Annotated in this window: 27 protein-coding genes and 2 pseudogenes; 23 read left to right on the top strand and 6 right to left on the bottom strand. The window is 67.7% G+C overall.

The annotated features are described in order from the left end of the window. The first annotated feature begins 11 nt into the window (after positions 1-11). On the top strand, positions 12-548 hold the full coding sequence (gene rimM / locus A5753_RS17460) for a ribosome maturation factor RimM (protein WP_067130757.1): 537 nt from the start codon (positions 12-14) through the stop codon (positions 546-548). A gap of 14 nt (positions 549-562) precedes the next feature. Beyond that, positions 563-1,285 (top strand): tRNA (guanosine(37)-N1)-methyltransferase TrmD, encoded by a 723-nt coding sequence (gene trmD, locus A5753_RS17465; RefSeq protein ID WP_067130760.1) that lies wholly within the window; start codon positions 563-565, stop codon positions 1,283-1,285. Here the strand turns inward: trmD and A5753_RS17470 are convergent. Then, on the bottom strand, positions 1,282-2,259 hold the full coding sequence (locus A5753_RS17470; RefSeq protein ID WP_067130763.1) for a hypothetical protein: 978 nt from the start codon (positions 2,257-2,259) through the stop codon (positions 1,282-1,284). The two genes, trmD and A5753_RS17470, sit on opposite strands and share 4 nt — an antisense overlap. A 342-nt stretch (positions 2,260-2,601) precedes the next feature. Here A5753_RS17470 and rplS point away from each other — a divergent pair, with 342 nt between their 5' ends. The 4 genes from rplS to A5753_RS17490 all read left to right on the top strand — a co-directional run bounded on the left by rplS (position 2,602) and on the right by A5753_RS17490 (position 5,063). Next, on the top strand, positions 2,602-2,943 hold the full coding sequence (gene rplS, locus A5753_RS17475) for a 50S ribosomal protein L19 (RefSeq protein WP_067130769.1): 342 nt from the start codon (positions 2,602-2,604) through the stop codon (positions 2,941-2,943). 211 nt (positions 2,944-3,154) lie between these two features. Then, the gene (gene lepB / locus A5753_RS17480) at positions 3,155-3,943 is read left to right on the top strand and encodes a signal peptidase I (protein WP_369829334.1); all 789 of its coding nucleotides are present in this window, start codon (positions 3,155-3,157) and stop codon (positions 3,941-3,943) included. 2 nt (positions 3,944-3,945) lie between these two features. After that, positions 3,946-4,665: a ribonuclease HII gene (locus A5753_RS17485; protein WP_067130775.1), complete on the top strand. Its 720-nt coding sequence runs from the start codon at positions 3,946-3,948 to the stop codon at positions 4,663-4,665. A gap of 92 nt (positions 4,666-4,757) precedes the next feature. Then, positions 4,758-5,063, top strand: a complete 306-nt coding sequence (locus A5753_RS17490; RefSeq protein WP_003875077.1) for a DUF2469 domain-containing protein — start codon at positions 4,758-4,760, stop codon at positions 5,061-5,063. A 6-nt stretch (positions 5,064-5,069) separates the two neighbouring features. Here the strand turns inward: A5753_RS17490 and A5753_RS17495 are convergent, their stop codons facing one another. After that, the gene (locus A5753_RS17495) at positions 5,070-5,840 is read right to left on the bottom strand and encodes a GAF and ANTAR domain-containing protein (protein WP_067130991.1); all 771 of its coding nucleotides are present in this window, start codon (positions 5,838-5,840) and stop codon (positions 5,070-5,072) included. A gap of 284 nt (positions 5,841-6,124) precedes the next feature. Between A5753_RS17495 and A5753_RS17500 the strand changes: the two genes are divergently transcribed. From A5753_RS17500 to A5753_RS17530, 7 genes and pseudogenes are all read left to right on the top strand, one after another. Next, on the top strand, positions 6,125-7,105 hold the full coding sequence (locus A5753_RS17500; protein WP_067130778.1) for an NAD-dependent epimerase/dehydratase family protein: 981 nt from the start codon (positions 6,125-6,127) through the stop codon (positions 7,103-7,105). Between the two features lie 167 nt (positions 7,106-7,272). After that, entirely contained in the window at positions 7,273-7,650 is a 378-nt protein-coding gene (locus tag A5753_RS17505) for a YraN family protein (RefSeq protein ID WP_067130781.1), read from the top strand. Further along, a pseudogene (locus tag A5753_RS17510) lies at positions 7,650-9,160 on the top strand (YifB family Mg chelatase-like AAA ATPase). The gene A5753_RS17505 and the pseudogene A5753_RS17510 overlap by 1 nt, the downstream one beginning before the upstream one ends. After that, on the top strand, positions 9,157-10,335 hold the full coding sequence (dprA, locus tag A5753_RS17515; RefSeq protein WP_067130783.1) for a DNA-processing protein DprA: 1,179 nt from the start codon (positions 9,157-9,159) through the stop codon (positions 10,333-10,335). The pseudogene A5753_RS17510 and the gene dprA overlap by 4 nt, the downstream one beginning before the upstream one ends. Before the next feature lie 34 nt (positions 10,336-10,369). Continuing rightward, positions 10,370-11,227: a siderophore-interacting protein gene (locus A5753_RS17520; protein ID WP_067130786.1), complete on the top strand. Its 858-nt coding sequence runs from the start codon at positions 10,370-10,372 to the stop codon at positions 11,225-11,227. 24 nt (positions 11,228-11,251) lie between these two features. After that, entirely contained in the window at positions 11,252-12,412 is a 1,161-nt protein-coding gene (locus tag A5753_RS17525) for an alpha-hydroxy-acid oxidizing protein (protein WP_067130789.1), read from the top strand. Between the two features lie 33 nt (positions 12,413-12,445). Further along, positions 12,446-13,342, top strand: coding sequence for a tyrosine recombinase XerC (locus A5753_RS17530; RefSeq protein ID WP_067130792.1), 897 nt, complete (start codon positions 12,446-12,448; stop codon positions 13,340-13,342). Between the two features lie 15 nt (positions 13,343-13,357). On the opposite strand, the pseudogene A5753_RS17535 reads toward A5753_RS17530, so the two are convergent. Then, positions 13,358-13,825: pseudogene (locus A5753_RS17535) on the bottom strand (M23 family metallopeptidase); the annotation flags it as partial. A gap of 304 nt (positions 13,826-14,129) precedes the next feature. On the opposite strand from A5753_RS17535, the gene rpsB reads away from it, so the two are divergent. The 3 genes from rpsB (at position 14,130) to A5753_RS17550 (ending at position 17,294) form a co-directional block, all read left to right on the top strand. Beyond that, the gene (rpsB, locus tag A5753_RS17540) at positions 14,130-14,963 is read left to right on the top strand and encodes a 30S ribosomal protein S2 (protein WP_067094602.1); all 834 of its coding nucleotides are present in this window, start codon (positions 14,130-14,132) and stop codon (positions 14,961-14,963) included. 12 nt (positions 14,964-14,975) lie between these two features. After that, positions 14,976-15,803 carry a translation elongation factor Ts gene (gene tsf / locus A5753_RS17545; protein ID WP_067130798.1) on the top strand — a complete coding sequence of 276 codons (828 nt, stop codon included), beginning with the start codon at positions 14,976-14,978 and terminating at the stop codon, positions 15,801-15,803. Between the two features lie 84 nt (positions 15,804-15,887). Continuing rightward, complete coding sequence (locus A5753_RS17550; RefSeq protein WP_067130801.1) at positions 15,888-17,294, top strand: amidase; 1,407 nt, start codon at positions 15,888-15,890, stop codon at positions 17,292-17,294. A 50-nt stretch (positions 17,295-17,344) separates the two neighbouring features. Here A5753_RS17550 and A5753_RS17555 read toward each other — a convergent pair whose 3' ends face one another. Continuing rightward, a complete protein-coding gene (locus A5753_RS17555) occupies positions 17,345-17,764 on the bottom strand; it encodes a MarR family winged helix-turn-helix transcriptional regulator (RefSeq protein WP_067130804.1) in 420 nt (139 codons plus the stop codon). A 123-nt stretch (positions 17,765-17,887) separates the two neighbouring features. Here A5753_RS17555 and A5753_RS17560 point away from each other — a divergent pair, with 123 nt between their 5' ends. The 6 genes from A5753_RS17560 (at position 17,888) to A5753_RS17585 (ending at position 24,408) form a co-directional block, all read left to right on the top strand. Beyond that, the gene (locus A5753_RS17560; RefSeq protein ID WP_067130807.1) at positions 17,888-18,301 is read left to right on the top strand and encodes a ChaB family protein; all 414 of its coding nucleotides are present in this window, start codon (positions 17,888-17,890) and stop codon (positions 18,299-18,301) included. 306 nt (positions 18,302-18,607) lie between these two features. Continuing rightward, positions 18,608-19,780, top strand: a complete 1,173-nt coding sequence (locus tag A5753_RS17565) for a phosphatidylserine decarboxylase (protein ID WP_067130994.1) — start codon at positions 18,608-18,610, stop codon at positions 19,778-19,780. Between the two features lie 325 nt (positions 19,781-20,105). After that, positions 20,106-21,926 (top strand): Hsp70 family protein, encoded by a 1,821-nt coding sequence (locus A5753_RS17570; protein ID WP_067130810.1) that lies wholly within the window; start codon positions 20,106-20,108, stop codon positions 21,924-21,926. Between the two features lie 124 nt (positions 21,927-22,050). Further along, positions 22,051-22,551 carry an oxidoreductase gene (locus A5753_RS17575; RefSeq protein WP_067130812.1) on the top strand — a complete coding sequence of 167 codons (501 nt, stop codon included), beginning with the start codon at positions 22,051-22,053 and terminating at the stop codon, positions 22,549-22,551. Between the two features lie 11 nt (positions 22,552-22,562). Beyond that, positions 22,563-24,053 carry a molybdopterin-dependent oxidoreductase gene (locus tag A5753_RS17580; RefSeq protein ID WP_067130816.1) on the top strand — a complete coding sequence of 497 codons (1,491 nt, stop codon included), beginning with the start codon at positions 22,563-22,565 and terminating at the stop codon, positions 24,051-24,053. A 1-nt stretch (position 24,054) separates the two neighbouring features. Further along, a complete protein-coding gene (locus A5753_RS17585; protein WP_067130820.1) occupies positions 24,055-24,408 on the top strand; it encodes a hypothetical protein in 354 nt (117 codons plus the stop codon). On the opposite strand, the gene A5753_RS17590 is transcribed toward A5753_RS17585, so the two are convergent. Together A5753_RS17590 and A5753_RS17595 are read right to left on the bottom strand one after the other, a co-directional pair. Then, positions 24,374-24,706 (bottom strand): hypothetical protein, encoded by a 333-nt coding sequence (locus A5753_RS17590; RefSeq protein ID WP_067130997.1) that lies wholly within the window; start codon positions 24,704-24,706, stop codon positions 24,374-24,376. The genes A5753_RS17585 and A5753_RS17590 overlap by 35 nt on opposite strands. Positions 24,707-24,829: 123 nt before the next feature. Continuing rightward, entirely contained in the window at positions 24,830-25,669 is an 840-nt protein-coding gene (locus tag A5753_RS17595) for an SDR family oxidoreductase (RefSeq protein WP_067130823.1), read from the bottom strand. Between the two features lie 353 nt (positions 25,670-26,022). Between A5753_RS17595 and A5753_RS17600 the strand changes: the two genes are divergently transcribed. After that, positions 26,023-26,574 carry an MPT63 family protein gene (locus tag A5753_RS17600; protein ID WP_067130825.1) on the top strand — a complete coding sequence of 184 codons (552 nt, stop codon included), beginning with the start codon at positions 26,023-26,025 and terminating at the stop codon, positions 26,572-26,574. The last annotated feature ends 15 nt before the right edge of the window (positions 26,575-26,589 follow it).

The following is a 26,589-nucleotide window of genomic DNA, read 5'->3' on the forward strand; positions in this document are numbered from 1 at the left end:
ATGGAACTCCCTTGGAGTTGACCGTCGGGCGCGTGGTGAAAGCCCACGGCATCAGCGGCGAGCTGGTGGTGGAGATCCGCACCGACGATCCAGCCGCCCGGTTCTCGCCGGGTAACACATTGCGCGCCAAGCCGTCTCGCGGCGGTGCCGAACGCAGCTGTGTCATCGAGACCGTGCGTGAGCACGGCGGTCGGCTGCTGGTGCGCCTGGCCGGCGTCACCGACCGTGACGCCGCCGACGCGCTGCGCGGCGCCCTGTTCGTCGTCGATTCCGAGGACTTGCCCGACATCGACGAGGCGGATACCTACTACGACCATCAGCTCGAAGGCCTGCGGGTGCGCACCGCCGCGGGCCAGCAGGTCGGTGTCGTGGCCGAGGTGTTGCACACCGCGGGGGGTGAACTGCTGGCGGTGCGGCGCGAAGCGGGTGAGTCCGGCGATGAGCAGCGGGAAGTGTTGGTGCCGTTCGTGACTGCGATCGTCACCGCGGTGTCACTGGACGACGGAACCGTCGAGATCGACCCGCCCGAAGGCCTGTTGGACCTGTAACGGGGATCTTCGATATGAGAATCGACGTCGTCACGATATTTCCGGCCTATCTGGATCCGCTGCGGCAATCGTTGCCGGGCAAGGCAATCCAGTCCGGCCTAGTCGATCTGCAAGTGTACGACCTGCGGCGCTGGACGTATGACGCGCACCGCTCGGTCGACGATTCGCCCTACGGCGGAGGCCCCGGGATGGTGATGAAGGCGCCGGTGTGGGGTGAGGCGCTCGACGAGATCACTTCTGCGGAAACGCTTTTGGTTGTGCCCACCCCAGCCGGCCGGTTGTTCACGCAGGCGACGGCCGCGCGCTGGAGCGTCGAGACCCACCTGGTGTTCGCGTGCGGCCGTTACGAGGGCATCGACCAGCGGGTCATCGAGGATGCCGCGGGGCGGATGCGCGTCGAAGAGGTTTCGATCGGCGACTACGTGCTGCCCGGCGGGGAGTCGGCGGCCATGGTGATGATCGAGGCCGTGCTGCGCCTGCTCGACGGCGTCCTCGGCAATCCCGCGTCGCATCGCGAGGATTCGCACTCCCCGGCGCTGGACCGGCGCCTGGAGGGTCCGAGCTACACCCGACCACCGAGCTGGCGTGGGCTCGACGTGCCCGAGGTGCTGCTGTCGGGTGACCACGCGCGAATCGCGGCGTGGCGCCGGGAGATCTCGCTGCAGCGCACCCGGGAGCGCCGGCCCGAACTGCTTGAATCCGAAGGCGTTGAGCCCGAAGGCGATTCGGCCCGCTAGAGCCCGTGTCTGGGCGCGTCGATGCGTCCCTCGGGAAAGATCGTCTTCACCGCGCGGGTGATGGTGTCGCGGGCGGTGGCGTCATCTGCGGTCTGCAGGGACTGAACCACCATGATGTAGCGGCGGTCGGCCCCGACCACGCCGGTCGACAGATGCATCCAGTCGCTGCCGATGCAGCACATCCAGCCCTGCTTGACCGCGACCGGCTCGGCGTACAGGCCGTCCGGGATGCCGAATCGCTGCGGATAGCCGTCGAGCCCGTTGGGGGTGGACTGCGCCAGGTCGTTGACGATGATCTTGGCCTCATCGGCCGGCAGGCCACCCGATCCGTCCAGCAGCATCTCGTAGTAGCGGATCAGGTCGGTCACCGAGCTCATGGTGTTCCACCAGCGCCCATCGCTGGGCGGGGTGGTGGAGGACAAGCCATAGCGGACGGCCACCTCGCTGATGATGGCGGCTCCGCCGCCCTGACCCCAGAACTTCTCGGCCGCGCCGTCGTCGGATGACTGCAGCATGATGTCCAGGGCCTGGCGGTCATCGGCGCTCAGCGGCGCCTTGCCCTCGCTTTCGTGCAGCAACAGATCATCCGCGATGAACAACTTGGCCACCGACGCGGTGCCGATGACCTGGCTGTTTCCGTTGGCGACCAATTGATGGGTGCTGCGATCGAGGATGGCCACCGACAGAGCGGCGCCGCTGCCGGCGGCCTCGTCGGCGGCGTGCTGCACGCGGCCCTGCAGCTGACCGAATCCCGGGCTGGGTAGCGCCTGGGCCGGCTGCGGGGGACCGGCCGCCTCGACCATCAGCGCGGCCGACTGCGGGGGAACCGAGGTCGGTGGCGCGGACACGACCCGGACGGGCGCGGTAACCGGCAAGGTGTACACCTTAGCCTGGACCAGCGCCTCGGAACCGGCGGCAACCACCAACGTCACCGCCGCAGTGGCGGTGATCAGCGTCAGCGGATGTACCCGCATTCCTCTCCTCCGGCGTGACGTCGGCACAGTGCAACAGCGGGCCCCTCGCGCCACCTGCACCGGCCATCACGCTCCCATGCGGGCAGCGCGTTCTGGCCCCAGTCATATTTACCATTTACCAGCGCGTTTGGCGCGCCGTGAATCGCCGACTCGCGGTGATTTCCGCGGCACGCGCCCCGTCTGGCACAATTGACCAGTTGTCTCCAGCGGTTGCAGGCCGGTCGAGCCGTTTCCCGCCTGCTGCGAGATACGCCAGAAAGCCCGAAACCATCGGCTTGGCGACCGCCTCACACCTGCGTGTGGGTAGCTGCCGTCGGCCGCGACCGCAAGGAAGTGTCTCGCATGAACCGGCTGGACTTCGTCGATCAGGCGTCGCTGCGCGACGACATCCCGGTGTTCGGCCCGGGTGACACCGTCAACGTGCACGTAAAGGTCATCGAGGGCGCCAAGGAGCGTATCCAGGTGTTCAAGGGCGTGGTGATCCGTCGTCAGGGCGGTGGCATCCGCGAGACCTTCACCGTGCGCAAGGAAAGCTATGGCGTCGGCGTCGAGCGGACGTTCCCGGTGCACTCGCCCAACATCGACCACATCCAGGTGGTGACCCGCGGTGACGTCCGCCGCGCGAAGTTGTACTACCTGCGTGAGCTGCGCGGCAAGAAGGCCAAGATCAAGGAGAAGCGCTGAGCCGGGACGCCTTGGCGGCGCTGCTGATTCGTCCCATCATCGGTCCGGTGCGCCGGTTGACCGGGCCACAACGTGCGCTGGCTACGCTGATCCCGTGACCGATACCGCGGATTCATCGAAGCCCGAGCCCCACGCCGGCGAGTCAGATCCGAAGGTCTCCACCCGCAACCCGGAGACGCGCCCGGACGAGGCCGAGGCCACGGCCGGCTCGATCCCCGAACCGGCGCCGGTGGCGGACACCCCCGACGACGGCGAGCCGGCGGACTCCACGCGATCGACGTTGCGCGAGTTCGCGCTCCTGGCGGTGATCGCCGTCGTCCTCTACTACGTCATGTTGACCTTCGTGGCGCGGCCCTATCTGATCCCGTCGGAATCCATGGAGCCGACACTGCACGGGTGCACGGGCTGCGTCGGTGACCGGATCATGGTCGACAAGGTCAGCTACCGTTTCAGCGCTCCGCGCCCCGGCGACGTCATCGTCTTCAAGGGCCCGCCGCCGTGGAACCTCGGCTACAAATCGATTCGGTCCAGCAACACCGTGCTGCGCTGGGTGCAAAACGCGCTGTCGTTCGTCGGCTTCGTGCCGCCCGACGAAAACGACCTGGTCAAGCGGGTCATCGCGGTCGGCGGGCAGACGGTGCAGTGCCGCGCGGACACCGGGTTGACGGTCGATGGCAAGCCGCTCAAAGAGCCGTACCTGGACCGCACCACCATGGCCGCCGACCCGTCGGTGTACCCCTGCCTGGGCAGCGAGTTCGGGCCGGTCGCCGTCCCGGCCGGGCGGCTGTGGGTGATGGGCGACAACCGCACACACTCGGCGGATTCGCGGGCGCACTGCACCAGCGTGCCGGCCGAAGCACTCAAGGGCGTCTTGTGCACCGGCGACCCGACGTCGGGAACCGTGCCGGTGGCCAACGTGATCGGAAAAGCAAGGTTCATCGTGTGGCCGCCGTCCCGGTGGGGCGGCGTGGGATCGGTGAACCCGCAGCAGAATCGGTAGCCGTGGCCACGACGTGGCCGCCACGGACGGTGATCCGTAAGTCGTCGGGGTTGCGCACCCTGGAATCCGCGCTGTACCGCAGCGGTTTGGGGCCGGTGGCCGGCGTCGACGAGGTCGGCCGCGGCGCCTGTGCCGGACCGCTGGTGGTGGCGGCCTGCGTGCTCGGACCGGGGCGAATGGAAAGCCTTGCCGCGCTTGATGATTCCAAAAAGTTGACCGAGGCCGCCCGCGAAAAGCTGTTCCCGCTGATTCGCCGCTATGCGCTGGCCTATCACGTGGTGTTCATCTCGCCGGCCGAGGTGGACCGGCGCGGCGTGCATGTCGCCAACATCGAGGGGATGCGCCGCGCCGTGGCCGGGTTGTCGGTGCGGCCCGGCTACGTGCTGAGCGACGGGTTCCGGGTGCCGGGGCTGGCCGTCCCATCGCTGCCCGTCATCGGTGGCGATGCGGTCGCGGCGTGTATCGCGGCGGCCAGCGTGCTGGCCAAGGTCAGCCGGGACCGGTTGATGGTCGCGATGGAGGCCGACCATCCCGGCTACGGCTTCGCCCTGCACAAGGGTTACAGCACGCCGGCACACAGCACGGCGCTAACCCGGCTGGGCCCGTGCCCCGAGCATCGTTATTCGTTCATCAACGTCCGGCGCGTGGCCACCCGGAATGGCAGCCGGGTGGTGGCCGACTGCCAACCGGACCCACCGCTGCAGCGCGACGGATATCGGTGAGGAAAGATGAGATCAGGATTCCCACCCCGGCTAACGGCAGCCAGCGCCGGGAACCCCCGGGAAAACGGTCTGGGAGAAGGACGTCGGAGCAGATGAGTGCAGAAGATCTCGAAAAGTACGAAACCGAGATGGAGCTCTCGCTGTACCGCGAATACAAGGACATCGTCGGCCAGTTCAGCTACGTGGTGGAAACCGAACGGCGGTTCTACCTGGCCAACAGCGTGGAGATGACGCCGCGCAACGCCGACGGTGAGGTCTACTTCGAGCTGCGACTGTCCGACGCCTGGGTGTGGGACATGTACCGGCCGGCGCGGTTCGTCAAGCAGGTGCGGGTGGTCACCTTCAAGGACGTCAACATCGAAGAGGTCGAGAAGCCCGAGCTGCGGCTCCCCGAGTAGCTGGCGCTAGTTGTTCGACGGAAGCTGATTTTCGATCTCCGGTGGCAGCTGACCGCGATTCTCGATGACCGCGCGCGCCACCTCGGCCAGCTTGATGTTCAGCGCCTGGGAGTGGCGTCGCAGCAGATCGAACGCCGCGTCCTCGCTCATGTCGTGCAACAGCATCAACATGCCGACGGCCTTGCCGATCTCGCGGTTGCTGAGCAACCCGCGGCGCAGGCTAGCCGCATCCTCGCCCTTACTGACCGCGTTGATGGCGACGCTGGCGAATGCGGCCAGCACGGCCGCCCGCCCGGCGGATTCGGAGTCGAACATGTTGGGGGTGTCACTGAACAAGTTGAGCGCGGCCCCTTTGCGCTTGTCGACCAGAAGCCGAAAACCCATCGCGCCGCGCACCGGGGTCTCTGCGACCAGGATTTTCGCCAGGCTGGGCCACAGCGAGGGGGTCGTCAGATCGGTGTCGATCTGCGGCGTCTCCTCTTCGATGGCGTCGATGCAGGGGCCGTCACCGGCCCGCCTCTCGATGTCGTCGATGTGCTTCGCGAGCCAGTCACTGGCACCGACGGTGAGGTATTTGTCGTTCTCGCGGACCAACAGGCTGGCGTGGTCACAGCCGCGGACGGTCAGGGTGGCGGCCACGCAGATGGCCGCATACATCTGGTTGACGTCGGAGCCCTGGTAGATGATCTCGGCGAGAGCGGCGAAAACCGTCGCGGGGTCGGCCTTCTCTCCGCCCGTAGCGGGCGCGTGTGCGCGGGTCTTCGATTGGTCCGCCATGTCATGCCTCATTCCTGCGGTGTCGGCGGTGTTATCCGCGTTTGATCGCCGTAGATTATCCGCCGCCGGTACCAGCCTTACACGCAGTTTCGTGCGGTTGCGGCCGATCCTGGCATCTTGGCCGGTCATCGTTGACCGCAAAGCCCTCGCTGACGATGTGCAGTGCCCGAACGTCCAACCGCTCGAGAGTCGCGAGAGCTGGAAAGATGGTTCTACCACGAGCCGGGACTTGCCGATGTCCGCCCGCGGGGTTTCGGTTGGCCGCGGCAGGGAAGGACGTTCTGATGGGAGTGACCGTCGCGGTGACCGGACCAACCGGGGAGATCGGCGTCTCCGCGGTGACGGCGCTTGAGCGCGAACCCGCCGTCGACGCGATCATCGGGATGGCTCGCCGGCCGTTTGACCCGTCGTCGCGCGGCTGGCTGAAGACCAGCTATCAGCAGGGCGACATCCTGGACCGCGCGGCCGTCGACGCCTTGGTCGCGCAGGCCGATGTGGTGATCCACCTGGCGTTCATCATCATGGGTTCGCGCGACGAGAGCGCCCGGGTGAATCTCGAAGGCACCCGCAACGTGTTCGAGGCGACGGCGGCCGCCGACCGGCCCCGGCGCCTGGTGTACACCTCGTCGGTGGCGGCATACGGCTACCACTCCGACAATCCCGTCCCGCTGACCGAGGACGTGGCGGCCCGGGGGTCCGCAGAGCACTATTACTCCGAGCAGAAGGCGGCGTGCGAGGCGCTGCTCGCCGACATCACTAAGGACTCGCCGCTCGAGGTCTATGTGCTGCGGCCCTGCGTGGTGGCCGGGCCCAACGCCACCGCCCTGGCCGACGCCATGCCCTGGAACCAATTGCCCGGCCCGGTGCGTGCGGTGGTCAAAGCCGTCCCGGTCCTCAAGCCGGTGGTGCCCGATCCGGGGTACCCGCTGCAACTTGTGCACCACGACGACGTGGCGACGGCGATCGCGCTGGCGGCCACCGCCCCGGCGCCCCCGGGGGTGTACAACATCGCCGGCGACGGGGTGGTGACCGTGACCGACGTGGCCAGGGCGCTGGGCGGGCGCCCGGTGCGGGTCCCCGCGGTCGCGGCGACGGCGGCGTCGGCGGCGATCTCGCGGGTGCCGCGGGTGCCGTCCATGCTGGAATGGCTGCACACCGCGCGGACCTCGATGGTGATGGACACCACCAAGGCCAAGACCCAACTGGGCTGGCGTCCGCTGCACTCTTCGGCCGAGACGCTGGCAGCGCTTGCCGCGGGAGCGTGAGAACGCAACGGGCGATCCGGTTTTCGTCGGACCGGTCACCTAGCCGCACCCAGGTGCCGCCGCCCGGCTGTGGATGGGCGACGCACTGGGGATAACCGGCCGGCGCGGGCGGCCGTGGGTCGCGATGATGGCCCGTCTCGTCGGGGGCGTGGGGCACCTTGGCCCCCATGACGACCGAAACGACGATGACGCGGATCCAGCTGGGGGCGATGGGCGAGGCGCTCGCCGTGGATCATCTGATGCGGATGGGGCTGCGGATCCTGCAGCGCAACTGGCGCTGCCGCTACGGCGAACTCGACATCATCGCCCGCGACGACGCCACGTCGACGGTGGTGTTCGTCGAGGTGAAGACCCGCACCGGGGACGGATACGGGGGATTGGCGCATGCGGTCACCCCGCGCAAGGTGCTGCGGTTGCGCAGGCTGGCCGGGCTGTGGCTGGCCGGCCAGGGCCAGCGCAGCGCGGGGATCCGCATCGACGTGATCGGCGTGCGGGTCGGGCGCCGCCGCATCCCCGAGATCACCCACCTGCAAGGGATCGGCTGATGGCGCTGGGACGCGCGTTCTCCGTCGCGGTGCGCGGCGTTGACGGGCAGATCGTGGAGATCGAAGCCGACATCACGTCCGGGCTGCCGGGCGTGCACCTGGTGGGACTGCCCGACGCCGCCCTGCAGGAGTCGCGCGACCGGGTACGGGCGGCCGTCACCAACTGCGGCAACACGTGGCCCGCGGCGCGGCTGACGCTGGCGCTGTCACCTGCGACGCTGCCCAAAATGGGGTCGGTCTACGACATCGCCCTGGCCGTCGCGGTGTTGTCCGCGCAGCGCAGGAACCCCTGGGACCGGCTGGAGAAAACGGTGCTGCTCGGTGAGCTGTCCCTGGACGGGCGGGTCCGGCCGGTGCGCGGGGTGCTGCCCGCCGTGCTGGCCGCCAAACGCGACGGTTGGCCGGCCGTGGTGGTTCCGGTGGACAACCTCGCCGAGGCCAGCCTGGTCGACGGCATCGACGTGTGGGGCGTGCGCACCCTGCGGCAGCTGCAGAAGTGGCTCAGCGGCAGCGGCGCCCTGGACGGCAGGATCGACGCGCAGCCGACGGACGGCGGGCCCGAGGCGGATCTGGTCGACGTCGTCGGGCAGACGCAGGCGCGGTTCGCGGTCGAGGTGGCCGCCGCCGGGGCGCACCACCTCATGCTCACCGGGCCGCCGGGGTGGGCAAAACCATGCTCGCACAGCGCCTTCCGGGGTTGCTGCCGCCGCTGACCGAGGCCGAGTCCCTGGAAGTCACGGCGATTCACTCGGTGGCCGGCCTACTGTCGGGCGACACACCGTTGATCACCAGACCGCCATTTGTGGCGCCACACCACAGTTCCAGCGTCGCCGCGCTCGTCGGCGGGGGGTCCGGGATGGCCCGACCGGGCGCCGTAAGCCGCGCGCATCGCGGGGTGCTCTTCCTCGACGAGTGCGCCGAGATCCGGGTCAGCGCGCTGGAAGCCCTGCGAACACCGTTGGAGGACGGCGAGATTCGCCTTGCCCGCCGCGACGGGGTGGCCTGTTATCCCGCGCGATTTCAGCTGGTGCTGGCCGCCAACCTGTGCCCGTGCGCCCCGGCCGACCCGCAGGACTGCATCTGCGCGGCGGCGGCGAAACGTCGCTACCTCGGCAAGCTGTCGGGACCGCTGCTGGACCGGGTGGACCTTCGCGTGCAGATGCATCAGGTGAAGGCGGGAGCGTTCGCAGGCGGAGACGCTGAGTCGACGGCGCAGGTCCGTCGCCGGGTGGCGCTGGCCCGCGCTGCCGCCGCCCAGCGCTGGTTGCCACACGGATTTCGCACCAACGCCGAAGTCAGCGGGGCGCTGCTGCGCCGGAAGTTCCGTCCCAGCAACGCGGCGATGGAGCCGCTGCAAAGGGCGCTGGATCGCGGACTGCTCAGCATCCGCGGACTCGACCGCACATTGCGCGTCGCGTGGAGCCTGGCCGACCTGGCCGGCCGCCCATCTCCCGGGATAGACGAAGTCGCCGCCGCACTCAGCTTCCGCCAGCCAGGGGCCCAGCGATGACGGTGGCGCACGACGCTCCCACGCTGCGCGCGTGGGCCTATCTGTCCCGGGTGGTCGAGCCGCCCTGCGCCGAACTTGCCGCCCTGGTGCAGCACGTCGGCCCGGTGGAGGCCGCCGAGCGGATCCGGCGTGGCCTGGTCGAGGACAGCCTGGCCCGGCGTACCGAGGCCCGGCGCGAGATCGACCGCAGCGCGGCAGATCTCGAAATGCTGGCCCGGCGTGGCGGACGGTTGATCACGCCGGACGACGACGAGTGGCCGCTGCTGGCGTTCGCCGCATTCCGCGGTGCCGCACCGCGCACCGGCGGAGGTGCACCGATGGTTTCGCCAATGGTGTTGTGGGCGCTGGGGCCCGTGCGGCTCGACGAGGCGGCCCATCGGGCCGCGGCCGTGGTCGGGACGCGCGCTTCGACCACGTACGGCGAGCACGTTGCCGGCGAACTGGCGGCCGGATTGACGCAGCGCGACGTCGCGGTGGTCTCAGGCGGCGCATACGGCATCGACGGCGCGGCGCACCGCGCCGTCCTGGACGGCGACGGCGTCACCGTGGCCGTCCTGGCCGGCGGGCTCGACGTTCCGTACCCGAGCGGTCACACCGCCCTGCTGCACCGGATCGGCCAGCAGGGGCTGTTGTTCACCGAGTACGCGCCCGGCATCCGCCCGGCCCGCCACCGGTTCTTGACCCGCAATCGTCTGGTTGCCGCCGTGGCCGGGGCCGCCGTGGTGGTGGAAGCCGGTCTGCGCAGCGGCGCGGCCAATACCGCCGCCTGGGCGCGGGCCTTAGGCCGGGTGGTTGCGGCGGTGCCCGGGCCTGTCACGTCGTCGGCGTCGGCGGGCTGCCATGCCCTGCTGCGCAACGGTGCCGAGCTGGTCACCCGCGCCGACCATGTCGTCGAGCTGGTCGGCCACATCGGCGAACTGGCCCGCGACGAGCCGCATCCGACGACGCCACTCGACGGCCTCAGCGATGCCGAGCGCCGGGTCTACGAGGCGTTGCCGGGCCGCGGCGCGGCCACGGTCGACGAGATTGCGGTCGCATCGGGAATGGTGCCCGAGCTCGCGCTGGGCCCGCTGGCGATGCTCGAGCTCGCCGGCTTGGTGCAGCGCGAGGACGGGCGGTGGCGAATCGTCCGGGTCGCCGCAGCTCAGACCGCATCAACGACGCGGCTCGTATAGTCGAGCGGGGGTTGGGGTTTGGACAGGAGGACAAGTGGCGGGTCGACCACTGCAACGTTTCGAAGTTGTCGTTACCGAACAACTCACACCGCACATGGTGCGGATAGTGCTCGAAAGCAAGGATTTTGACACTTTCGTGCCGAGTAAGTTCACCGACTCCTACGTCAAGCTGGTGTTCGTCGCCGACGACGTCGACATGGCCGGCTTGCCCGAGCCGCTGACCCTCGACAGCTTCGCGGACCTGCCGCCGGAGAAAAAGCCCTCGGTGCGGACGCTGACCGTCCGCCACGTCGACATCGAAAAGCGCCGCATCACACTCGACATCGTGGTGCACGGGGAGCACGGCATGGCGGGTCAGTGGGCGTCCACGGCTCAGCCCGGCCAGCCAATCTACCTGATGGGCCCCGGCGGGGCGTATACACCGGACCCGGCCGCCGACTGGCACCTGCTGGCCGGCGACGAATCGGCGCTGCCGGCCATCGCCGCGGCGCTGGAAGCGTTGCCGCCCAGCGCGGTTGGCAAGGCGTTCATCGAGGTTGCGGGCCAAGAGGACGAGATTCCGCTGAGCGCACCCGAAGGCGTCGAAGTGCACTGGGTTTATCGCGGCGGCCGTGCCGACCTGGTTCCCGAGGACCGGGCCGGTGACCACGCGCCGCTGATCGAGGCCGTCACCAGCGCCCCCTGGCTGCCCGGGCAGGTGCATGTTTTCATCCACGGCGAGGCCCAGGCCGTCATGCACAATCTGCGCCCCTACATCCGCAAGGAGCGCGGTGTGGACGCCAAATGGGCGTCCTCGATCTCGGGATATTGGCGCCGCGGCCGCACCGAAGAGACCTTCCGCCAGTGGAAGAAGGAACTGGCGCAGGCGGAGTCGGCGAACTCGTCAGCCTGACGCCCGCCTGGCATTGTCTATCCCATGGCATTCGGCGACTACCAGAACGAGATCTACTTCAAGGGCCTCGGCGGGGTGGCGCCCGCGCTGCCGATGGCGTTCGCCGAGCTGGAGGCCCGGGCCGAGCGGGCCATGCCGCCGTCGGTCTGGTCTTACGTCACCGGCGGCGCCGGTGACGAGCGCACGCAGCGGGCCAACCGGGAGGCGTTCGATCACTGGGGCTTGATACCGCGCATGTTCGTCGGCGCGGCGGCTCGCGACCTGTCGGTGCAGATGTTCGGCCTGACCCTGCCGTCGCCGGTGTTCATGGCGCCGATCGGGGTCATCGGTATCTGTGCCCAAGACGGCCATGGTGACCTCGCCACCGCACGCGCGGCGGCCACCACTGGCGTCCCGATGGTCGTTTCCACCCTGACCGCCGACCCGATGGAAGACGTCGCCGCACAGTTCGGGGAGACCCCCGGCTTCTTCCAGCTGTATACGCCCAAGGACCGCGACCTGGCCGCGAGCCTCGTCCAGCGCGCCGAAGCCGCCGGCTACCAGGGCATCATCGTCACTCTCGACACCTGGATTCCGGGGTGGCGCCCGCGCGACCTCACCACGGCCAATTTCCCGCAGCTGCGGGGGCTCTGCCTGAGCAACTACACGAGCGACCCGGTCTTCCGCGCCAGCCTGCAGCGCCCGCCGGAAGAGGACCCGCAAGGCACCGTGCTGCAGTGGGTAACGACCTTCGGAAACCCTCTGACCTGGGACGACCTAGCCTGGCTGCGGTCGCTGACCAACCTGCCGCTGATCATCAAGGGCATCTGTCACCCCGATGACGCGCGGCGCGCGAGGGACGGTGGCGTCGACGGCATCTACTGCTCCACCCACGGCGGCCGCCAGGCCAACGGCGGCCTGCCCGCCCTCGCGTGCCTGCCCGGGGTCGTCGAGGCTGCCGACGGGTTGCCCGTCCTGTTCGATTCGGGGATCCGCAGCGGTGCCGACGTCGTGAAGGCGCTCGCGCTGGGGGCCACGGCCGTGGGCATTGGCCGCCCGTACGCGTACGGCCTGGCGCTCGGGGGGGTGGACGGCATCGTGCACGTGCTGCGCTCGATCCTGGGCGAGGCCGACCTCATCATGGCAGTCGACGGCTATCCCACGCTCAAAGATCTCACCCCGGATACGCTTCGGCGCGTCGACTAGAGCGCCACGGTCGCCGCCTGCGACCGTGGGGGAGTGCAGGCGATTCTCGACGAATTCGACGAGTACCTGGAACTGCAGTGCGGCCGCTCGGCGCACACCCGCCGCGCCTACCTCGGCGACCTGCGCTCGCTGCTCGCCTTCATCGAGGACCGCGGCGCGCGTCTGGACGGGCTGAGTCTGCCCCTGCTGCGCTCCTGGCTGTCCGTCGCGGCGGCGGGCGGTGTCGCCCGCACGACGTTGGCCCGCCGCACCTCGGCGGTCAAGGCCTTCACCGCGTGGGCCGTGCGGCGCGGCCTGCTGGCCGCGGATCCGGCCGCTCGACTGCAGGTCCCCAAAGCGCACCGCACCCTGCCCTCGGTGCTGCGCCAAGACCAGGCCGCCGACGCCATGGCCGCCGCCAAATCCGGTGCGCAGCAAGGCGATCCGCTGGCGCTGCGGGACCGGCTGATCGTCGAGATGTTGTATGCCACCGGGATCCGGGTCAGCGAGCTGTGCGGCCTGGACATCGACGACGTCGACACCCATCACCGGCTCGTCAAAGTGCTCGGCAAGGGCAACAAGCAGCGCAGCGTGCCGTTCGGCAGGCCCGCCGCCGAGGCGCTCGACGCGTGGCTGGCCGACGGCCGCCCGGCGCTGGCGACCGCGAAGTCGGGCCCGGCGCTGCTGTTGGGCGCGCGCGGCCGCCGGCTCGACGTTCGCCAGGCGCGCACGGTGGTGCACCAAACCGTCTCCGCGGTGGACGGTGCGCCGGACATGGGGCCGCACGGCCTGCGGCACAGCGCGGCCACACATCTGCTCGAAGGCGGGGCCGACCTGCGCGTCGTCCAGGAGTTGCTCGGCCATTCGAGCCTGGCGACCACCCAGCTGTACACCCACGTCGCGGTGTCGCGGCTGCGCGCGGTGCACGATCAGGCCCACCCTCGCGCGTGAGCCGGCTCACCGCTGCAGCGGTTTGAGCCGGATCGGCGTGGACTTGAGCAGGCCCAACGGATCGACATAGCGGGCGCCCGACGCCGGACCCCAGATCGCGCCCCAGTGCAAACACGCCGCGACCGGGCACCCGGCATGCCCGGCCACCAGGTCGCCGATCACGGTCGCCGCCGTCACCGACTGGCCGACCCGCACGGCCGCCCGGACCGGCTCGTAGCTGGTGTGCAACCCGCCGGGGTGGGCCAGCGACACCACCGGTCGTCCGGCCAGCAGCCCGGCGAACACCACCGTCGCGGCGCCCGCGGCGTACACCGGCTGACCCGGGGCACCGGCCAGGTCCACGCCCCGGTGCCCGGGATGCCAGTCCTGGGCCGGGGCGTCGAACCCCCGGGCGACGGCCGGGGGCGGGCGCAGCGGCCAGTCCAGGCGATCCTCGGCGGCGACCGCCGGCACCGCGCTGACCAGGCCCGCACATAGCAGCAACGCTTTCCACCGCATCCGGGCAGTTCAGCGCCCCTCTGCCGGCGCTGCCACCCGGCCACGCCGGCGTTGTGAATGAGCGGCCCGGTTGGGGAAGCGTGGCAAAACCACCTGCTGAGTCGGTGTAAACTGCTGGTCGCAGCTCGTTCGCGGGCTGACTTCGCGCGTCTGCCTCGCGTCTCTGGTTCCACTAGGAGTTCGCAATCGCATGCCGGGCGGTCCCTTAACCGGGTCCGGCATCGCAGCAGCCGCCAGGGCCCGGCCTCACCCGATGCCAGGCGACAACCGACACAAGTAAGGCACAACCATGGCCGTCGTAACCATGAAGCAGCTGCTTGACAGCGGCACCCACTTCGGGCACCAGACCCGTCGGTGGAATCCCAAAATGAAGCGGTTCATCTTCACCGACCGCAACGGCATCTACATCATCGACTTGCAGCAGACGCTGACCTTCATCGACCAGGCGTACGAATTCGTCAAAGAGACCGTCGCCCACGGCGGCAGCGTCCTGTTTGTCGGCACCAAGAAGCAGGCGCAGGAGTCCGTCGCCGCCGAGGCGACCCGCGTGGGCATGCCGTACGTGAACCAGCGCTGGCTGGGCGGCATGCTGACCAACTTCTCCACCGTGCACAAGCGCCTGCAGCGCCTCAAGGAGCTCGAGGCGATGGAGCAGACCGGTGGCTTCGAGGGCCGCACCAAGAAGGAAATCTTGATGCTGACCCGCGAGAAGAACAAGCTCGAGCGCAGCCTCGGCGGTATCCGCGACATGGCCAAGGTGCCGTCGGCCATCTGGGTCGTTGACACCAACAAGGAGCACCTCGCGGTTGCGGAGGCTCGCAAGCTGAACATCCCGATCATCGCGATCCTGGACACCAACTGCGACCCCGACGAGGTCGACTACCCGATCCCGGGCAACGACGATGCGATCCGTTCGGCGGCGCTGCTGACCAAGGTGATCGCCTCCGCGGTCGCCGAAGGGCTGCAGGCCCGCGCGGGCGTCGGCCGCGGCGACGGCAAGCCCGAGGCCGAGGCCGCCGAGCCGCTCGCCGAATGGGAGCAGGAGCTGTTGGCCTCCGCCACCGCCACCGCCCCCACCGACGCCGCTGCGGGCACCCCCGAACCAACCACTGACCCCTCATAGGAAGGCTGACCATTGGCGAACTTCACCGCTGCCGACGTCAAGCGGCTTCGGGAACTCACCGGTGCCGGCATGCTCGACTGCAAGAACGCGCTGGCCGAGAACGACGGTGACTTCGACAAGGCCGTCGAGGCGCTGCGCATCAAGGGCGCCAAGGATGTCGGCAAGCGCGCCGAGCGTGCGACGGCCGAAGGTCTGGTCGCGGCCCAGGGTGGCGCGCTGATCGAGCTGAACAGCGAGACCGACTTCGTCGCCAAGAACGCGGAGTTCCAGGCGCTGGCCGACCAGATCGTCGCCGCGGCCGTGTCGTCGAAGGCCAAGGACGTCGACGAGCTCAAGGCCGCCGCCGTCGCTGACAAGACCGTCGAGCAGGCAATCGCGGAGCTGTCGGCCAAGATCGGCGAGAAGTTGGAGTTGCGCCGCGTCGCGAACTTCGACGGCACCGTCGAGACCTACCTGCACCGGCGGGCGGCCGACCTGCCCCCCGCGGTCGGTGTGCTGGTCGAGTACGAAGGCTCGGACGCTGGATCCGCCGCTGAGGCGGCTCACGCCGTGGCACTGCAGATCGCGGCGCTCAAGGCCCGCTACCTGTCCCGCGACGACGTGCCCGAGGACGTGGTCTCCAGCGAGCGCCGCATCGCCGAGGAAACCGCCAAGGCGGAGGGCAAGCCGGAGCAGGCCCTGCCCAAGATCGTCGAAGGCCGGCTGAACGGCTTCTTCAAGGACGCGGTGCTGCTCGAGCAGACGTCGGTGTCCGACAGCAAGAAGACCGTCAAGGCACTCCTCGACGACGCCGGTGTCACGGTGACGCGGTTCGTCCGCTTCGAGGTGGGCCAGGCCTGACTTCAGGCTTGACCACTTGACCCGGCCCGGACACAAGCCGGGAAACCTCCCGGGGGCACGGGCGCGCGGGCTAGCGTCAGTGTCATGCGACACGTGCACGCGTTCGGTGATGATGCCCTCGGCGATCTGGACACGGTCGGCCTGGCCGATGCCCTGAAATCCGGCCGGGTCGGCAGGGCCGAGGTGGTCGAGGCCGCGATCGCCCGCACCGAGGCCGTCGACCCGCTGCTAAATGGGTTGGTGTACGCGGCTTTTGACCAAGCGCGGGCGGCCGCGTCGGGTCCGGCAGGCGGTTACTTCGGCGGCGTGCCGACGTTCATCAAAGACAACGTCGATGTCGCCGGGCAGCCCAGCATGCACGGCACCGATGCGTGGACGAGCCGAAATGCCGTCGCGGACAGCGTCTTCACCCGGCTGTTCCTGGCCACCGGCTTGACCTCGGTGGGCAAGACGCAGTTGTCCGAATTCGGGTTCAGCGCCTCGGCGGAGCACCCGAGGCTGGGCCCGGTCCGCAATCCGTGGGACACCGAATACACCGCCGGCGCGTCGTCGTCGGGTTCGGGTGCGTTCGTCGCCGCCGGTGTCGTGCCCATCGCGCACGCCAACGACGGCGGTGGCTCGATCCGAATTCCGGCCGCTTGCAACGGCTTGGTCGGACTCAAACCGTCGCGTGGCCGGCTGCCGCTGGACGCGACGCTGCGCCGGATGCCGGTCGGTGTGGTCGTCAACGGCGTGGTGACCCGTTCGGTCCGGGACACCGCGGCGTTCTACCGCGAGGCCGAGCGAATCTGGCGTAACCCCAAGCTGGCACCGGTCGGGGACGTCACCGCACCCGGCCGGCAACGGTTGCGGATCGCGGTGCTGACCCGATCGGTACAGCGCGAGTGCAGTCCGCAGGTGCGAGAGCTGACGTTGAAGTCCGCCGGTCTGCTCGAGGAGCTGGGCCACCGTGTCGAACACGTCGACGAACCCCCGGTCGCGCGCAGTTTCGTCGACGACTTCGTCATGTACTGGGGATTTTTATCGCTGGCCCAGGTAAGCGGCGGGCGGCACCTGTTCGGCGAGACGTTCGATCGCAGCAAGCTGGACAGCCTGACACTGGGTCTTCTCCGCCACACCAGCCGCAACATCCACCGCCTTCCGACGGCCATCGTGCGGCTGCGCCGGGCGCGCAGACGCACCGCACAGTTCTTCCGCACTTACGACGCGGTGCTCACACCCACCCTCGCCGACGAGACACCCCGCATCGGATTCCTGGCGCCCACCGATTACCGGCAGGTCATCAGCCGGCTGATCGACTGGGTCTCGTTCACCCCGCTGCACAACGTCACCGGCGAACCCGCGATCTCGCTGCCGCTGGCGCAGTCCGCCGACGGGATGCCGGTTGGCATGATGCTGTCGGCCGATATGGGGCAGGAATCTCTGCTGCTCGAATTGGCCTATGAGCTCGAAGAGGCGCGGCCGTGGGCGCGCATTGACGCTACCGGCTGATCAGGACGGCGGCGACGCGATCGCCGCGCGGGCGCGCTTCGTGATCACCGTTAGTCGGAGCCGAGCTTCTCGAGCATCCTCTTGAACTCACGTTGCTGAGTTTCGGTGAGCCTGGCCAAGATGCGTGCGTCCGCGCCGCGGACCGCTCCTTCGGCGCGCTTGAGCAGGGTGCGGCCCTGCCCGGTCAAGTTCGCCGGCAGCGCGCGTCCCGAGGGCACCGACGACGGCCGCGACACGGCGCCGACCTCTTCCAGCTTGCGCAGCACGGTGTTCATCGCCTGCGGGGTGACGTTGGTGTGACGGGACAATTCGGCGCTCGACATTCCCGGGAACATCGAAAGTATGCGCAGGCAAACGAATTCGGGCAGGGTCAGGCCCAGCGGACCCAACGCGGTGGCGACCTCTGGTCGCAGTACCGCCCCGACCCGGTAGAGGAGGTAACCCAGCGGAGCATCGTCGGCCTGAATCATGTCAACGATATTGACATATTTCGACCGGCCCGATGCGCACATTGTCCAGACCTTGATTGTCGGCGTGCCGGCCGGGGTAACCGACCGGTTACCCGCAGCGCTTGCGGCAGCCGAGGAGGTTCGATGCCGAAGACGACGAAGGCCGGCGCGGCCAAGAAGAGCGAATTGCCCAGCACGCTGCAACGTTCCAGCGCCAAGGCCCAACGCACATTCGCGAAAACTCACGACGCGGCCGCCGAGCAGTACGGCAGCGAGGGGCGCGCCCACCGGGTGGCGTACGCCGCTGTCAAGCACAGTTTCGAAAAGGTCGGCGATCACTGGGAACCTAAGGACGAGAAGGGCCCGTCCGATGAGCGGGCCGAGAGCGGTGGCCTGCGGCCGACCGGGCAGTCCGCCGAGGGCGTCGATGCCAACGCCAGCAAAAAGCACCTGCTCGAGCTGGCCCGCCGTCTCGACATCGCCGGCCGGTCCACGATGAACAAGTCGCAATTGATCGACGCGATCAAGAAGTACAACCGCAGGGTTCGGGGCGGCTGAGCGCGGATAGGCAGCAGCGCGCTGGCCTTCTCGTCCCGCGCTGTCGTCCGTCGTGGTGTTGATGAGCACCACCGGCGGCGAGGTCTCGGGTTCGGGGCGCTCTCTCGGACCGCTTGCCACGCAGCCGAATTGGCCTCCCCGCACTGGCCGGTGACACCGACTGGATGGGTAACCGGAATCGCGGTGCCCCGAGCCCGTTTGCCGTTGGAGAGCGCGGGTATGCACCCGCCATGGCTCCGTGCTCGGTGCGCGTCGAGTCGTTGGTTGGCGCGCGTCGCGCACAGACGACACCAAGGAGTGCTGATAATGAGCGAGCCAAAACCCGTCATCCAAGAGCTTCGCGGCGTCCTCGACAAAGAACAGGGCCTGGGCGATCGGCTTGAGCGGTCCCTGCAGGAGGCCCGGCAACGGGCCGAAGCCGAACTGAACCAGGACCTGTACGCCGCGCTCGAGTGGCCGCGCGACATCGACGAGTACGAGGCCTACCTGAAGCGCTTTATCAGATGGGTGCCACACGAGTCGGATGCCGATGCCTGGAAGAACGAAAAGCGGCAGGCTCAAGAGGTCAGTGATCGCATGTCGCACTTCTACTTCCTGGTCGACCAGGGGGACGAGTCGCCGCAGGGCTCCGGCGTCTTTCGGGAATGGATGACCGAGTTCGCCCGGCAGTGGGGGGATTTCCTGGACTCGCCGGAATCGTTCAGCCCGGAGGCCCTGCAGTCGTTCATCGACAATGCGCCCGAGTACCGCATCCATGAGTCCTTGATCGATGGGGTGCCCAATGCGCCCAGCGGATGGTTGACCGCCAACCAGTTCATCGCGCGGGAAGTCAACGGCGGGCTGCGCCCGATCGCCGAGCCGACCACCAATCTGGTGGTCACCTCACCGGCCGACTGCAAATACCAGCACTCCTACGACATCGCTGCCGACTCGAGCATTCCGGCCACCACGGTCAAAAACGAAAAATACGGCAACATCAAGCAACTCATCGAAGGCAGCCAGTACAGCGAAAGCTTTGCGGGCGGCACCTTCGTCCATTACATGCTGCCGGTGCACGCCTACCACCGCTACCACGTGCCGGTCGCCGGACTGGTCAAGGAGTCCTTCCGGATCGAGGGCAAAGTTTTCATGCGCGTGGGCCTGGAAGAACACGAGTTCGCCGCCAGCGACAGCGCCAGCAGCGGATACGAGTTCTCCCAGACCCGCGGGGTGGTCACCATCGACACCTCGCAATCGGATTGCGGCGATATCGGCATCGTGGCGGTCATCCCGGTGGGCATGGCCCACGTGTCGTCGGTGGTGCTCACCGCGGTGCCCGGCCGCCACATGGCCAAGGGAGAAGAGTTCGGGTACTTCCAGTTCGGCGGCTCGGACATCATCGTCCTCTTCCAGGAAGGCGTCGATCCGCAGCTCGACAAGAATGAGGAATTTCGGCTTGTCGGCTCGCCGGTTGCGCGCTGCCGCCGTCCAGCCACCTGACGCGGTGGCGGCGCACAGCACTTTCGGTTTGGCTACCGACGGCTCGCGCGGAAAGCGTTTAAAGTGCTTTCCCATCGGGAAGCCTGCGGCAGGGTTAATCCGCCATGCCTTTGGCCGCTGCGAGTGCGCACCGGAAAAAGGCGGCTATCGCGTTAAACGAGCAGCGCCGAGTCGGGGGATGGCTGCGCCGTAGCGCGATGACTCGGAATCCGTGTATCCGCCGGCTCGCAAGCCGCGCGGCCATCACTCGATGAAAACAGCGTCGTTCATTGCACCGTTGTAGCGGTGTTTGCGACGGATTCCGAGAGAAAGGACACGGGGAGACATGAGCGGCCCGCTCGGTTTGTCGATCGGGACGGCCAACCTGGTGGCCGCGCGCGCCGGTAGCGCCCCGGTGACCCGCGCGTCGGTCTTGACGATGTACGGTCACCGGCCCGCGGAGGTGGGCACACCGACCGAGAATCCTCGCTTGGACGAATCCGGCCTGCTTCTAAGCGGATTCGTCGAGCGGGTCGGAGGCGATCAACCGTTACTGGCCGCCGACGGATCGCGTTATCCCGCCGCGGCGCTCACCGCCGCCGCGCTCGACGGGATGGCGCGCTGCGTCGGTGGGGCACCGGCCGCCATCGCGGTGCCCGGGCATTGGCACGAGCGTCAGGTCGCCGCCCTGCGGGCGGCGTTGCGTGATTATCCCGCCCTCGCACCCGGGGCGCCGCCGGCTTTCATTTGCGACGGCACGGCCGCGTTGGCCGCGTTGTACGCGCAACCCGGATTTCCCAGTGACGGTTGCGTGGTGCTGTGCGACTTCGGAGCGAGCGGCAGCAGCATCACGCTGACCGATGCCGCCGCCAATTTCCGTCAGATCGCTCCGACGTTGCGCTACACCGGCTTCTCCGGCACTCAGCTCGACCAGATAATCACGCGACACGTCGCATCGAACGCCGGTGCCGATGCCGCCAACACGGCGCCGCTGGCGCCGCTGGGTCGTCGCCTCGAACAATGCCGGAGCGCAAAGGAACAGCTTTCATCGGCGACGGTCGCCGTCATCCCGGCTGATCTTCCCGGCGTCGGAGCGGACGTCCGGTTGACCCGCGGCGAGTTCGAGGAACTTATCTACGAACATCTGCAGCGTTTCATCGACTGCGTCGTAGATGTGTTGCAACGCAATCAGATTCCGGCGCATCGGCTCGCCGCAGTCGCCACGGTCGGCGGCGGTGCATGTATCCCGCTGATCACCAACCAGTTGTCTGAGCGCCTGCAGGCGCCGGTTGTCACGACATCGCAACCTTCGTTGAGTGCGGCTATGGGCGCAGCGGTCCTGGCCCAACTGCGTTCTTCGGCCGGCACGCCGGGCCCGTCCCCTGCCGTCGGCGCCGCGGCAACTGTCGCAGGTCAGGCGCCGGCCGCCCTGACGGAAGGCGTCCCAGCCACCGACGCAGGTCCGACGGCCTGGGCAGCCGGGACTGCCCACAGCGCGGCGGGGCAAGCGGCCGCCGACGGCGATCAGTCGGCGACGTACCGCGCCCTGGCGTGGTCCCAGGAAGCCTCTTCCGGCGAGCTGCCCATACCTGCCCGCGATGACGATCTTGTAGACGATGAGGCGCCCGGCGCCATCCCGCCGAGCGCCGAGGTCTCCCGCGGCGATCCAGAGGTGGCAGCCAGGCCGCGGCGAAGGCCATGGCTACGGCGCTCGGCAGTGCTCGTCAGCACCGCCGGCGCGGCCGCGTTCGTGCTGCTCGTGGCCGCCGGGTTGGCCGTGCGGCTGGGCGGCGTCGGGAACAAACCGACCGACAACGTGCGCAACGTAACCCCGCCGGTCGAGTCTTCGCGGCTAGCACCGCCTGTGCCGGTGACTACCACCGCCGTCCCCGTCTCTCCGAATTCCGAGTCGAACGAATCGCCGTCACCGCGGTCGACGACGGTCACAACCACGCAGCCACCGGCGACAACGACGTCGCCGATCACCACCTACCCGACTTCTACCCGCCCGACCACCTCCTCTCCGACGACCCCGTATCCGGTGACCACCTCTCCGATGACTCCTTATCCGGTGACCACCTATCCGACGACTCCTTATCCACTGGCCCCGTATCCGACGGTGAGCACGAGCGTGGCGCCGGCGTACCCGACGATGCCCCCGCCATAAGGCACTGATCTCCAGATCCGTTGTGGCCCTTACCGACTCACGCGCATTCAATCGCAACCTGTGAAGACGCTGAAAGCTTTCCGACGACGAGTTTGTCGGCCGGTCAGGTGGGTAGTCAGCGATAATGGTCGGGCTGCTCGCACGCCTGTGGCTCAAAGCGTGGCACAAGGTTTTCTCCTCGCCCCTCCTCACGCTCAACGGCTATGTCGCCTTTGATCTGCCGCGCACGGTGACGGGCTTGGGCGCATCGCTGCTGATGGGTCTGGTGGCGGTACATGCCTATCTGCTGGCCACCCGTCCGGGTCTGCCGCTGTATTTTTTGGTGTACGTTGCCATGCTGATCGCCGCCTGCCTTGCCGCCGCCGCTGCGATGGCGTTTCCGGTCAATCCTGTTGTGCCGCAGGCTGGCTGGTTTGCCGGCAGTCTGGTCAGCGCGGCATTCCTGGTGATCTATGTGGTCAGCCGGTTTGCCGGCCTGCCCGGGCTGGTGGCGTTGACCGGCCGGTGGGACCTGGCGCCCGGGACGCTTGCCATGGCGCTCGCCGGGGGCTTCATCGCCGTGCACACCACCGTCCTGTCCGGCATCAACGTGGCGTATCCGCAACGGCAGAACTGGCGCGACTGAACGGTGATGACATGACAGTCCTTGACTACCCGGCGTGGCTGCGTATCGACCACTGGCTCAACGTGTTGTTCTTGACTTTGGTGATCCGCAGCGGCGTCGAGATCCTGTCCACCCACCCGAAGTTGTACTGGCATGACGACAGCAAGCCGGGCAGCGAGTGGGCGCGCTTCACGGTCAAGGAAATGCCGATCAACAAGCTCTACGACACCCTCGATGAGGAGGAGGATTACAGCTCGCTGTTCTCGTTGCCCGGCCACAAGAAACTGGGCATGGGCCGGCACTGGCATTTCTTTTCGGTGATCGGCTGGATCCTCGTCGGGTTGTCGTACTACATCCTGCTGTTCGCCACCGGCCAGTGGCACCGTTATTGGCCGGCCTCATGGTCGATCTTCCCCGAGGCGTGGAACGACATCGTCACCTACATGAGTTTCAACTTGCCGCCACTGCTGCCCGGAGAACCCCTGGATGCCATCCAGAAGCTGACCTACGCCGGCGTCATCTTCTTGTTGGCACCGTTTCAGATCCTGACCGGCGCTGCGCAATCCCCGGCGATCGAGGCGGCGTTCCCGTGGTACGTGCGCATGTGGGGCGGTCGGCAATGGGCGCGAAGCCTGCACTTCCTCGGTCTAATCGCATTCCTGGTCTTCATCGTCATCCACCTGTCGATGATCTTCTTCTGGAGTTGGGGCCAGCTCACCGCCGCAATGATCTTCGGCTCGGTCCGCAACGTCGGCTGGGCCACCGTCTTGTCACTGGTGATCATCGCGGCCATCGTTGCCGTGCACATCGCGGCGACGGTGTGGAGTCTGCGCCGACCCGTTCAGGTTCGCCGCGTGCTGGGCGCCGTGGTCACCCGCGCCCGCAAAATCCTACTGCGGCCGCTGAATTCGAAGCAGAACTACCCCGAGCGGATGACCTCCAAGGAACACCGGGTGAACGGCAAGCCGCCGACGAGCGCCGAGTACAAGGTGATGGCCGTGCACAACTTCGTCGATTGGCGCGTGCGAGTAGGAGGCCTGGTGGAGAACCCCGTGACGCTGGACCTGGACGAGTTGCGTTGCCTCGCTGATCGACAGTCGCAGCGCGTGATGCACAACTGCGTGCAGGGCTGGACCAGCATCGGCCAGTGGAGCGGCGTGCCACTGGCCCAACTCGCCGACCACGTGCGTCCCCTGCCGCAGGCGAAATACATCTGCTTTCTGACCATGCAAGACACCGGCCGCGACGAGCCAAGCGCGGAGGGGGAGGGCCAGTTCTACGAGGTGATCGATCTCGAACTCGCCTACAAGCCGCAAACTTTGCTGGCCTACGAGATGAACGGAAAGCCGCTACCCATCAAGCACGGGGCACCGCTGCGATTACGTGTCGAGACCCAGGTCGGCTTCAAGATGGCGAAGTGGATCAACCAGATTGAGTTCATCGACGACTACTCCGGCATCGGCCGCGGACTGGGCGGCTGGCGCGAGGACAACGTCCACTACGACAAGGACGTGGAGATCTGAGATGACCGACATGAGTGTGCGGCCCGAGCTGATCGACCTGCAAAGCGTTGAGCGCGAACGCGTCCTAGAGCTGGTGGCCGTCAAGGGCGGTCACTGCGCCGGATGTGGCGCCAAGGATTTCTCCGTAGGACACGCGCTGTATCTCGGTTTCCTGTTCCTCGACGAGGACGACGACGCCTTCATGGTGGCGTTGACTTGCCGCAACGGCGGCTGCCCCGCGCCACGTACTGGAATCGTGTTGGCGGCCAACGAGTTTCTGTCCGATTACCGAGAGATATCCGATGTCGAGGACATCGCGAGCCGCGCCAGGGCGAGGCAAGCTAGCGTAACGTGGGGTGGCTCGGGGTATCGCTGAATCGGGGCCTGGCGAGACCGTACCTCTCGATCAGATCCGACACGGAACGCAGGTCGTCACATAGGGATTGGAACCGGCGCTCGGCGGCGTCGTCGAGCAGGCCAAGACAGCTGTAGTGCACCAGCCGCCTGAACCGTCCGGCAAGCGCTGCCCCCCAACGGATTCCGAAATCATAGATCTGGCCTTCGGGCACGTCGTCGCGGCGCGCGAGCTCTTTGAGAGCAGCGACCTGGTCGGCGAGCAGCTCGAAGTCGTCATCGGTCCCGATCGGCTCGGGCTTCTGCGCTGTTGTGCTCATCTGCACTCCCTTTACCGGCCACGCGCTGGTCACGTCGGTGCCCTCGTGCCCCGCCTGCCCGTTCGGGCTGTACCCCGGTGAGCACACCGTTACACCTGCCCGATGAACCCGAAGCCTCGCCGCCTACAGAATCGGTCGTCCGCCGGTCACCGCCACCCGCGCCCCGGAGATGTAACTCGCGTCATCGGAGGCCAGCAGCACGTAGATCGGGGCGAGTTCGGCGGGCTGCCCGGCGCGTCCCAGCGGCACGTTGTCGCCGAACGATTCCACACTGTCCGGCGGCATGGTCGACGGGATCAAGGGTGTCCATATCGGTCCGGGAGCCACACTGTTGACCCGAATGCCCTTGTCGCCCAACAGCTGGGCGAGGCTGGCCGAAAAGTTGGCGATGGCCGCCTTCGTCGCCGCATAGGGCGCCAGGGTGGGATTGGGTGTGTCGGAATTGACCGACGAGCTGCCGATGATCGACGAGCCGGGGCTCATGTGCGGCACAGCCGCCTTGACGAGGTAGAAATACGCACCGATGTTGAGCCGGAAGGTGTACTCCCACTCCTCGTCGCTGATCTCGTCGAGACTCTTGCGCATCATCTGATAGGCCGAGTTGTTGACGAGGATGTCCACGCCGCCCAATTCCTGCACCGCCCGGTCTACGACGGTGCGACAGTGCGCGGCGTCGGAGAGGTCGCCGGGCACCAGTACGCAGTTGCGGCCGGCATTGGTGACGTAACGGGCGACTTCGCGCGCGTCGTCATCCTCGTTGAGGTAGGCGATCAGCACGTCGGCGCCTTCGCGCGCGAACGCGATCGCGACCGCGCGTCCGATGCCGCTGTCGCCGCCGGTGATGATCGCCCTTTTGCCGAGCAGTTTTCCCGATCCCTGGTAACTGTTTTCACCACAATCGGGAATCGGGTCCATTTGCGACTGCACACCGGGGACGGATTGTTGTTGCGCTACAAAGCCCATGCGATTTCCTTTACCGATTCAACGTGATTTGTGATGCACAATCCGACCCGCCAGAGTCTTCGGCTCTACGGTCCAGCGTTCGACGAGCCACCGCCCCCGCCGCCGGAACATCCGGGTCGTCATCGACACCGATTACCCTTCGGCGCGCGGCCTAATCGAGGCGGTCGAGTGTGAGTAATGATGCATTTGTTATCACCTGATGCGAAAGATACTGCTTCACAATGCCACGTAAATTCCGCGGCTAACCGCCCGGTATCAATGCCGATGTTTAAGACGCCGGCCGCCCGGCTATTTGCTGGCTATACCTCTATGCCCTTCAGGGGGGCAATTGTTCGATACGAAAGGAATGAACAATGAAGGTCACCAAGACTGCCGTTGCGACAGCTGCCGCCGCCGGGGGGATAGCGGTGGCGACCATTTTCGCGACGCCCGCTTCTGGCGCGCCCAACATTCAGGGGTTCGGCACCAGCGAGCAACTCGTCGACGGGCCGCTGATCACCAATTACACGGTGAGCAACCTGCAGCCCAGCAACGTCACCATCCCCGGCTACACGCCGAAAGGCACGCTGTATCAGGCCGACGTCACCGCCAGATCCGATGGCGGGCTGGTAACTCCCATGGTCAACGATTTCATCGCCCGCGGGCCCAACGGCCAAAACTACCGGGTGATCGACAAGGTTGGGGCTCCTAACGGGCTCAACCCGGCACCGATCTCCCAGGGCAACGAGTCGACCGGCACGCTGTACTTCGACGTGACCGGCGCGCCTCCGAACGGCGTCGTCTACAACGACGGGATGCAGGACATCCTGATGTGGACGTCGAACGTGCAGGGTGGCTCGGAGCCTGGCGCACCGAACAGCCCGGCACCGGGTGCCCCGCCTGCGCCGGCGCCGCACACCACCTAAACCGATTGCGAATCC

The sequence above is a fragment of the Mycobacterium sp. 852002-51971_SCH5477799-a genome (genome assembly GCF_001667145.1).
Taxonomy (GTDB): Bacteria; Actinomycetota; Actinomycetes; order Mycobacteriales; family Mycobacteriaceae; genus Mycobacterium.

What these genes read in the sequence shown, in the direction of transcription:
- trmD (WP_067130760.1), top strand. Translation starts at nt 563, where the DNA reads ATGAGAATCGACGTCGTCACGATATTTCCGGCCTATCTGGATCCGCTG.
- A5753_RS17470 (WP_067130763.1), bottom strand. Translation starts at nt 2,259, where the DNA reads ATGCGGGTACATCCGCTGACGCTGATCACCGCCACTGCGGCGGTGACG.
- rplS (WP_067130769.1), top strand. Translation starts at nt 2,602, where the DNA reads ATGAACCGGCTGGACTTCGTCGATCAGGCGTCGCTGCGCGACGACATC.
- A5753_RS17490 (WP_003875077.1), top strand. Translation starts at nt 4,758, where the DNA reads ATGAGTGCAGAAGATCTCGAAAAGTACGAAACCGAGATGGAGCTCTCG.
- A5753_RS17495 (WP_067130991.1), bottom strand. Translation starts at nt 5,840, where the DNA reads ATGGCGGACCAATCGAAGACCCGCGCACACGCGCCCGCTACGGGCGGA.
- A5753_RS17500 (WP_067130778.1), top strand. Translation starts at nt 6,125, where the DNA reads ATGGGAGTGACCGTCGCGGTGACCGGACCAACCGGGGAGATCGGCGTC.
- A5753_RS17505 (WP_067130781.1), top strand. Translation starts at nt 7,273, where the DNA reads ATGACGACCGAAACGACGATGACGCGGATCCAGCTGGGGGCGATGGGC.
- dprA (WP_067130783.1), top strand. Translation starts at nt 9,157, where the DNA reads ATGACGGTGGCGCACGACGCTCCCACGCTGCGCGCGTGGGCCTATCTG.
- A5753_RS17525 (WP_067130789.1), top strand. Translation starts at nt 11,252, where the DNA reads ATGGCATTCGGCGACTACCAGAACGAGATCTACTTCAAGGGCCTCGGC.
- rpsB (WP_067094602.1), top strand. Translation starts at nt 14,130, where the DNA reads ATGGCCGTCGTAACCATGAAGCAGCTGCTTGACAGCGGCACCCACTTC.
- A5753_RS17550 (WP_067130801.1), top strand. Translation starts at nt 15,888, where the DNA reads ATGCGACACGTGCACGCGTTCGGTGATGATGCCCTCGGCGATCTGGAC.
- A5753_RS17555 (WP_067130804.1), bottom strand. Translation starts at nt 17,764, where the DNA reads ATGATTCAGGCCGACGATGCTCCGCTGGGTTACCTCCTCTACCGGGTC.
- A5753_RS17560 (WP_067130807.1), top strand. Translation starts at nt 17,888, where the DNA reads ATGCCGAAGACGACGAAGGCCGGCGCGGCCAAGAAGAGCGAATTGCCC.
- A5753_RS17565 (WP_067130994.1), top strand. Translation starts at nt 18,608, where the DNA reads ATGAGCGAGCCAAAACCCGTCATCCAAGAGCTTCGCGGCGTCCTCGAC.
- A5753_RS17570 (WP_067130810.1), top strand. Translation starts at nt 20,106, where the DNA reads ATGAGCGGCCCGCTCGGTTTGTCGATCGGGACGGCCAACCTGGTGGCC.
- A5753_RS17575 (WP_067130812.1), top strand. Translation starts at nt 22,051, where the DNA reads ATGGTCGGGCTGCTCGCACGCCTGTGGCTCAAAGCGTGGCACAAGGTT.
- A5753_RS17580 (WP_067130816.1), top strand. Translation starts at nt 22,563, where the DNA reads ATGACAGTCCTTGACTACCCGGCGTGGCTGCGTATCGACCACTGGCTC.
- A5753_RS17585 (WP_067130820.1), top strand. Translation starts at nt 24,055, where the DNA reads ATGACCGACATGAGTGTGCGGCCCGAGCTGATCGACCTGCAAAGCGTT.
- A5753_RS17590 (WP_067130997.1), bottom strand. Translation starts at nt 24,706, where the DNA reads ATGAGCACAACAGCGCAGAAGCCCGAGCCGATCGGGACCGATGACGAC.
- A5753_RS17595 (WP_067130823.1), bottom strand. Translation starts at nt 25,669, where the DNA reads ATGGGCTTTGTAGCGCAACAACAATCCGTCCCCGGTGTGCAGTCGCAA.
- A5753_RS17600 (WP_067130825.1), top strand. Translation starts at nt 26,023, where the DNA reads ATGAAGGTCACCAAGACTGCCGTTGCGACAGCTGCCGCCGCCGGGGGG.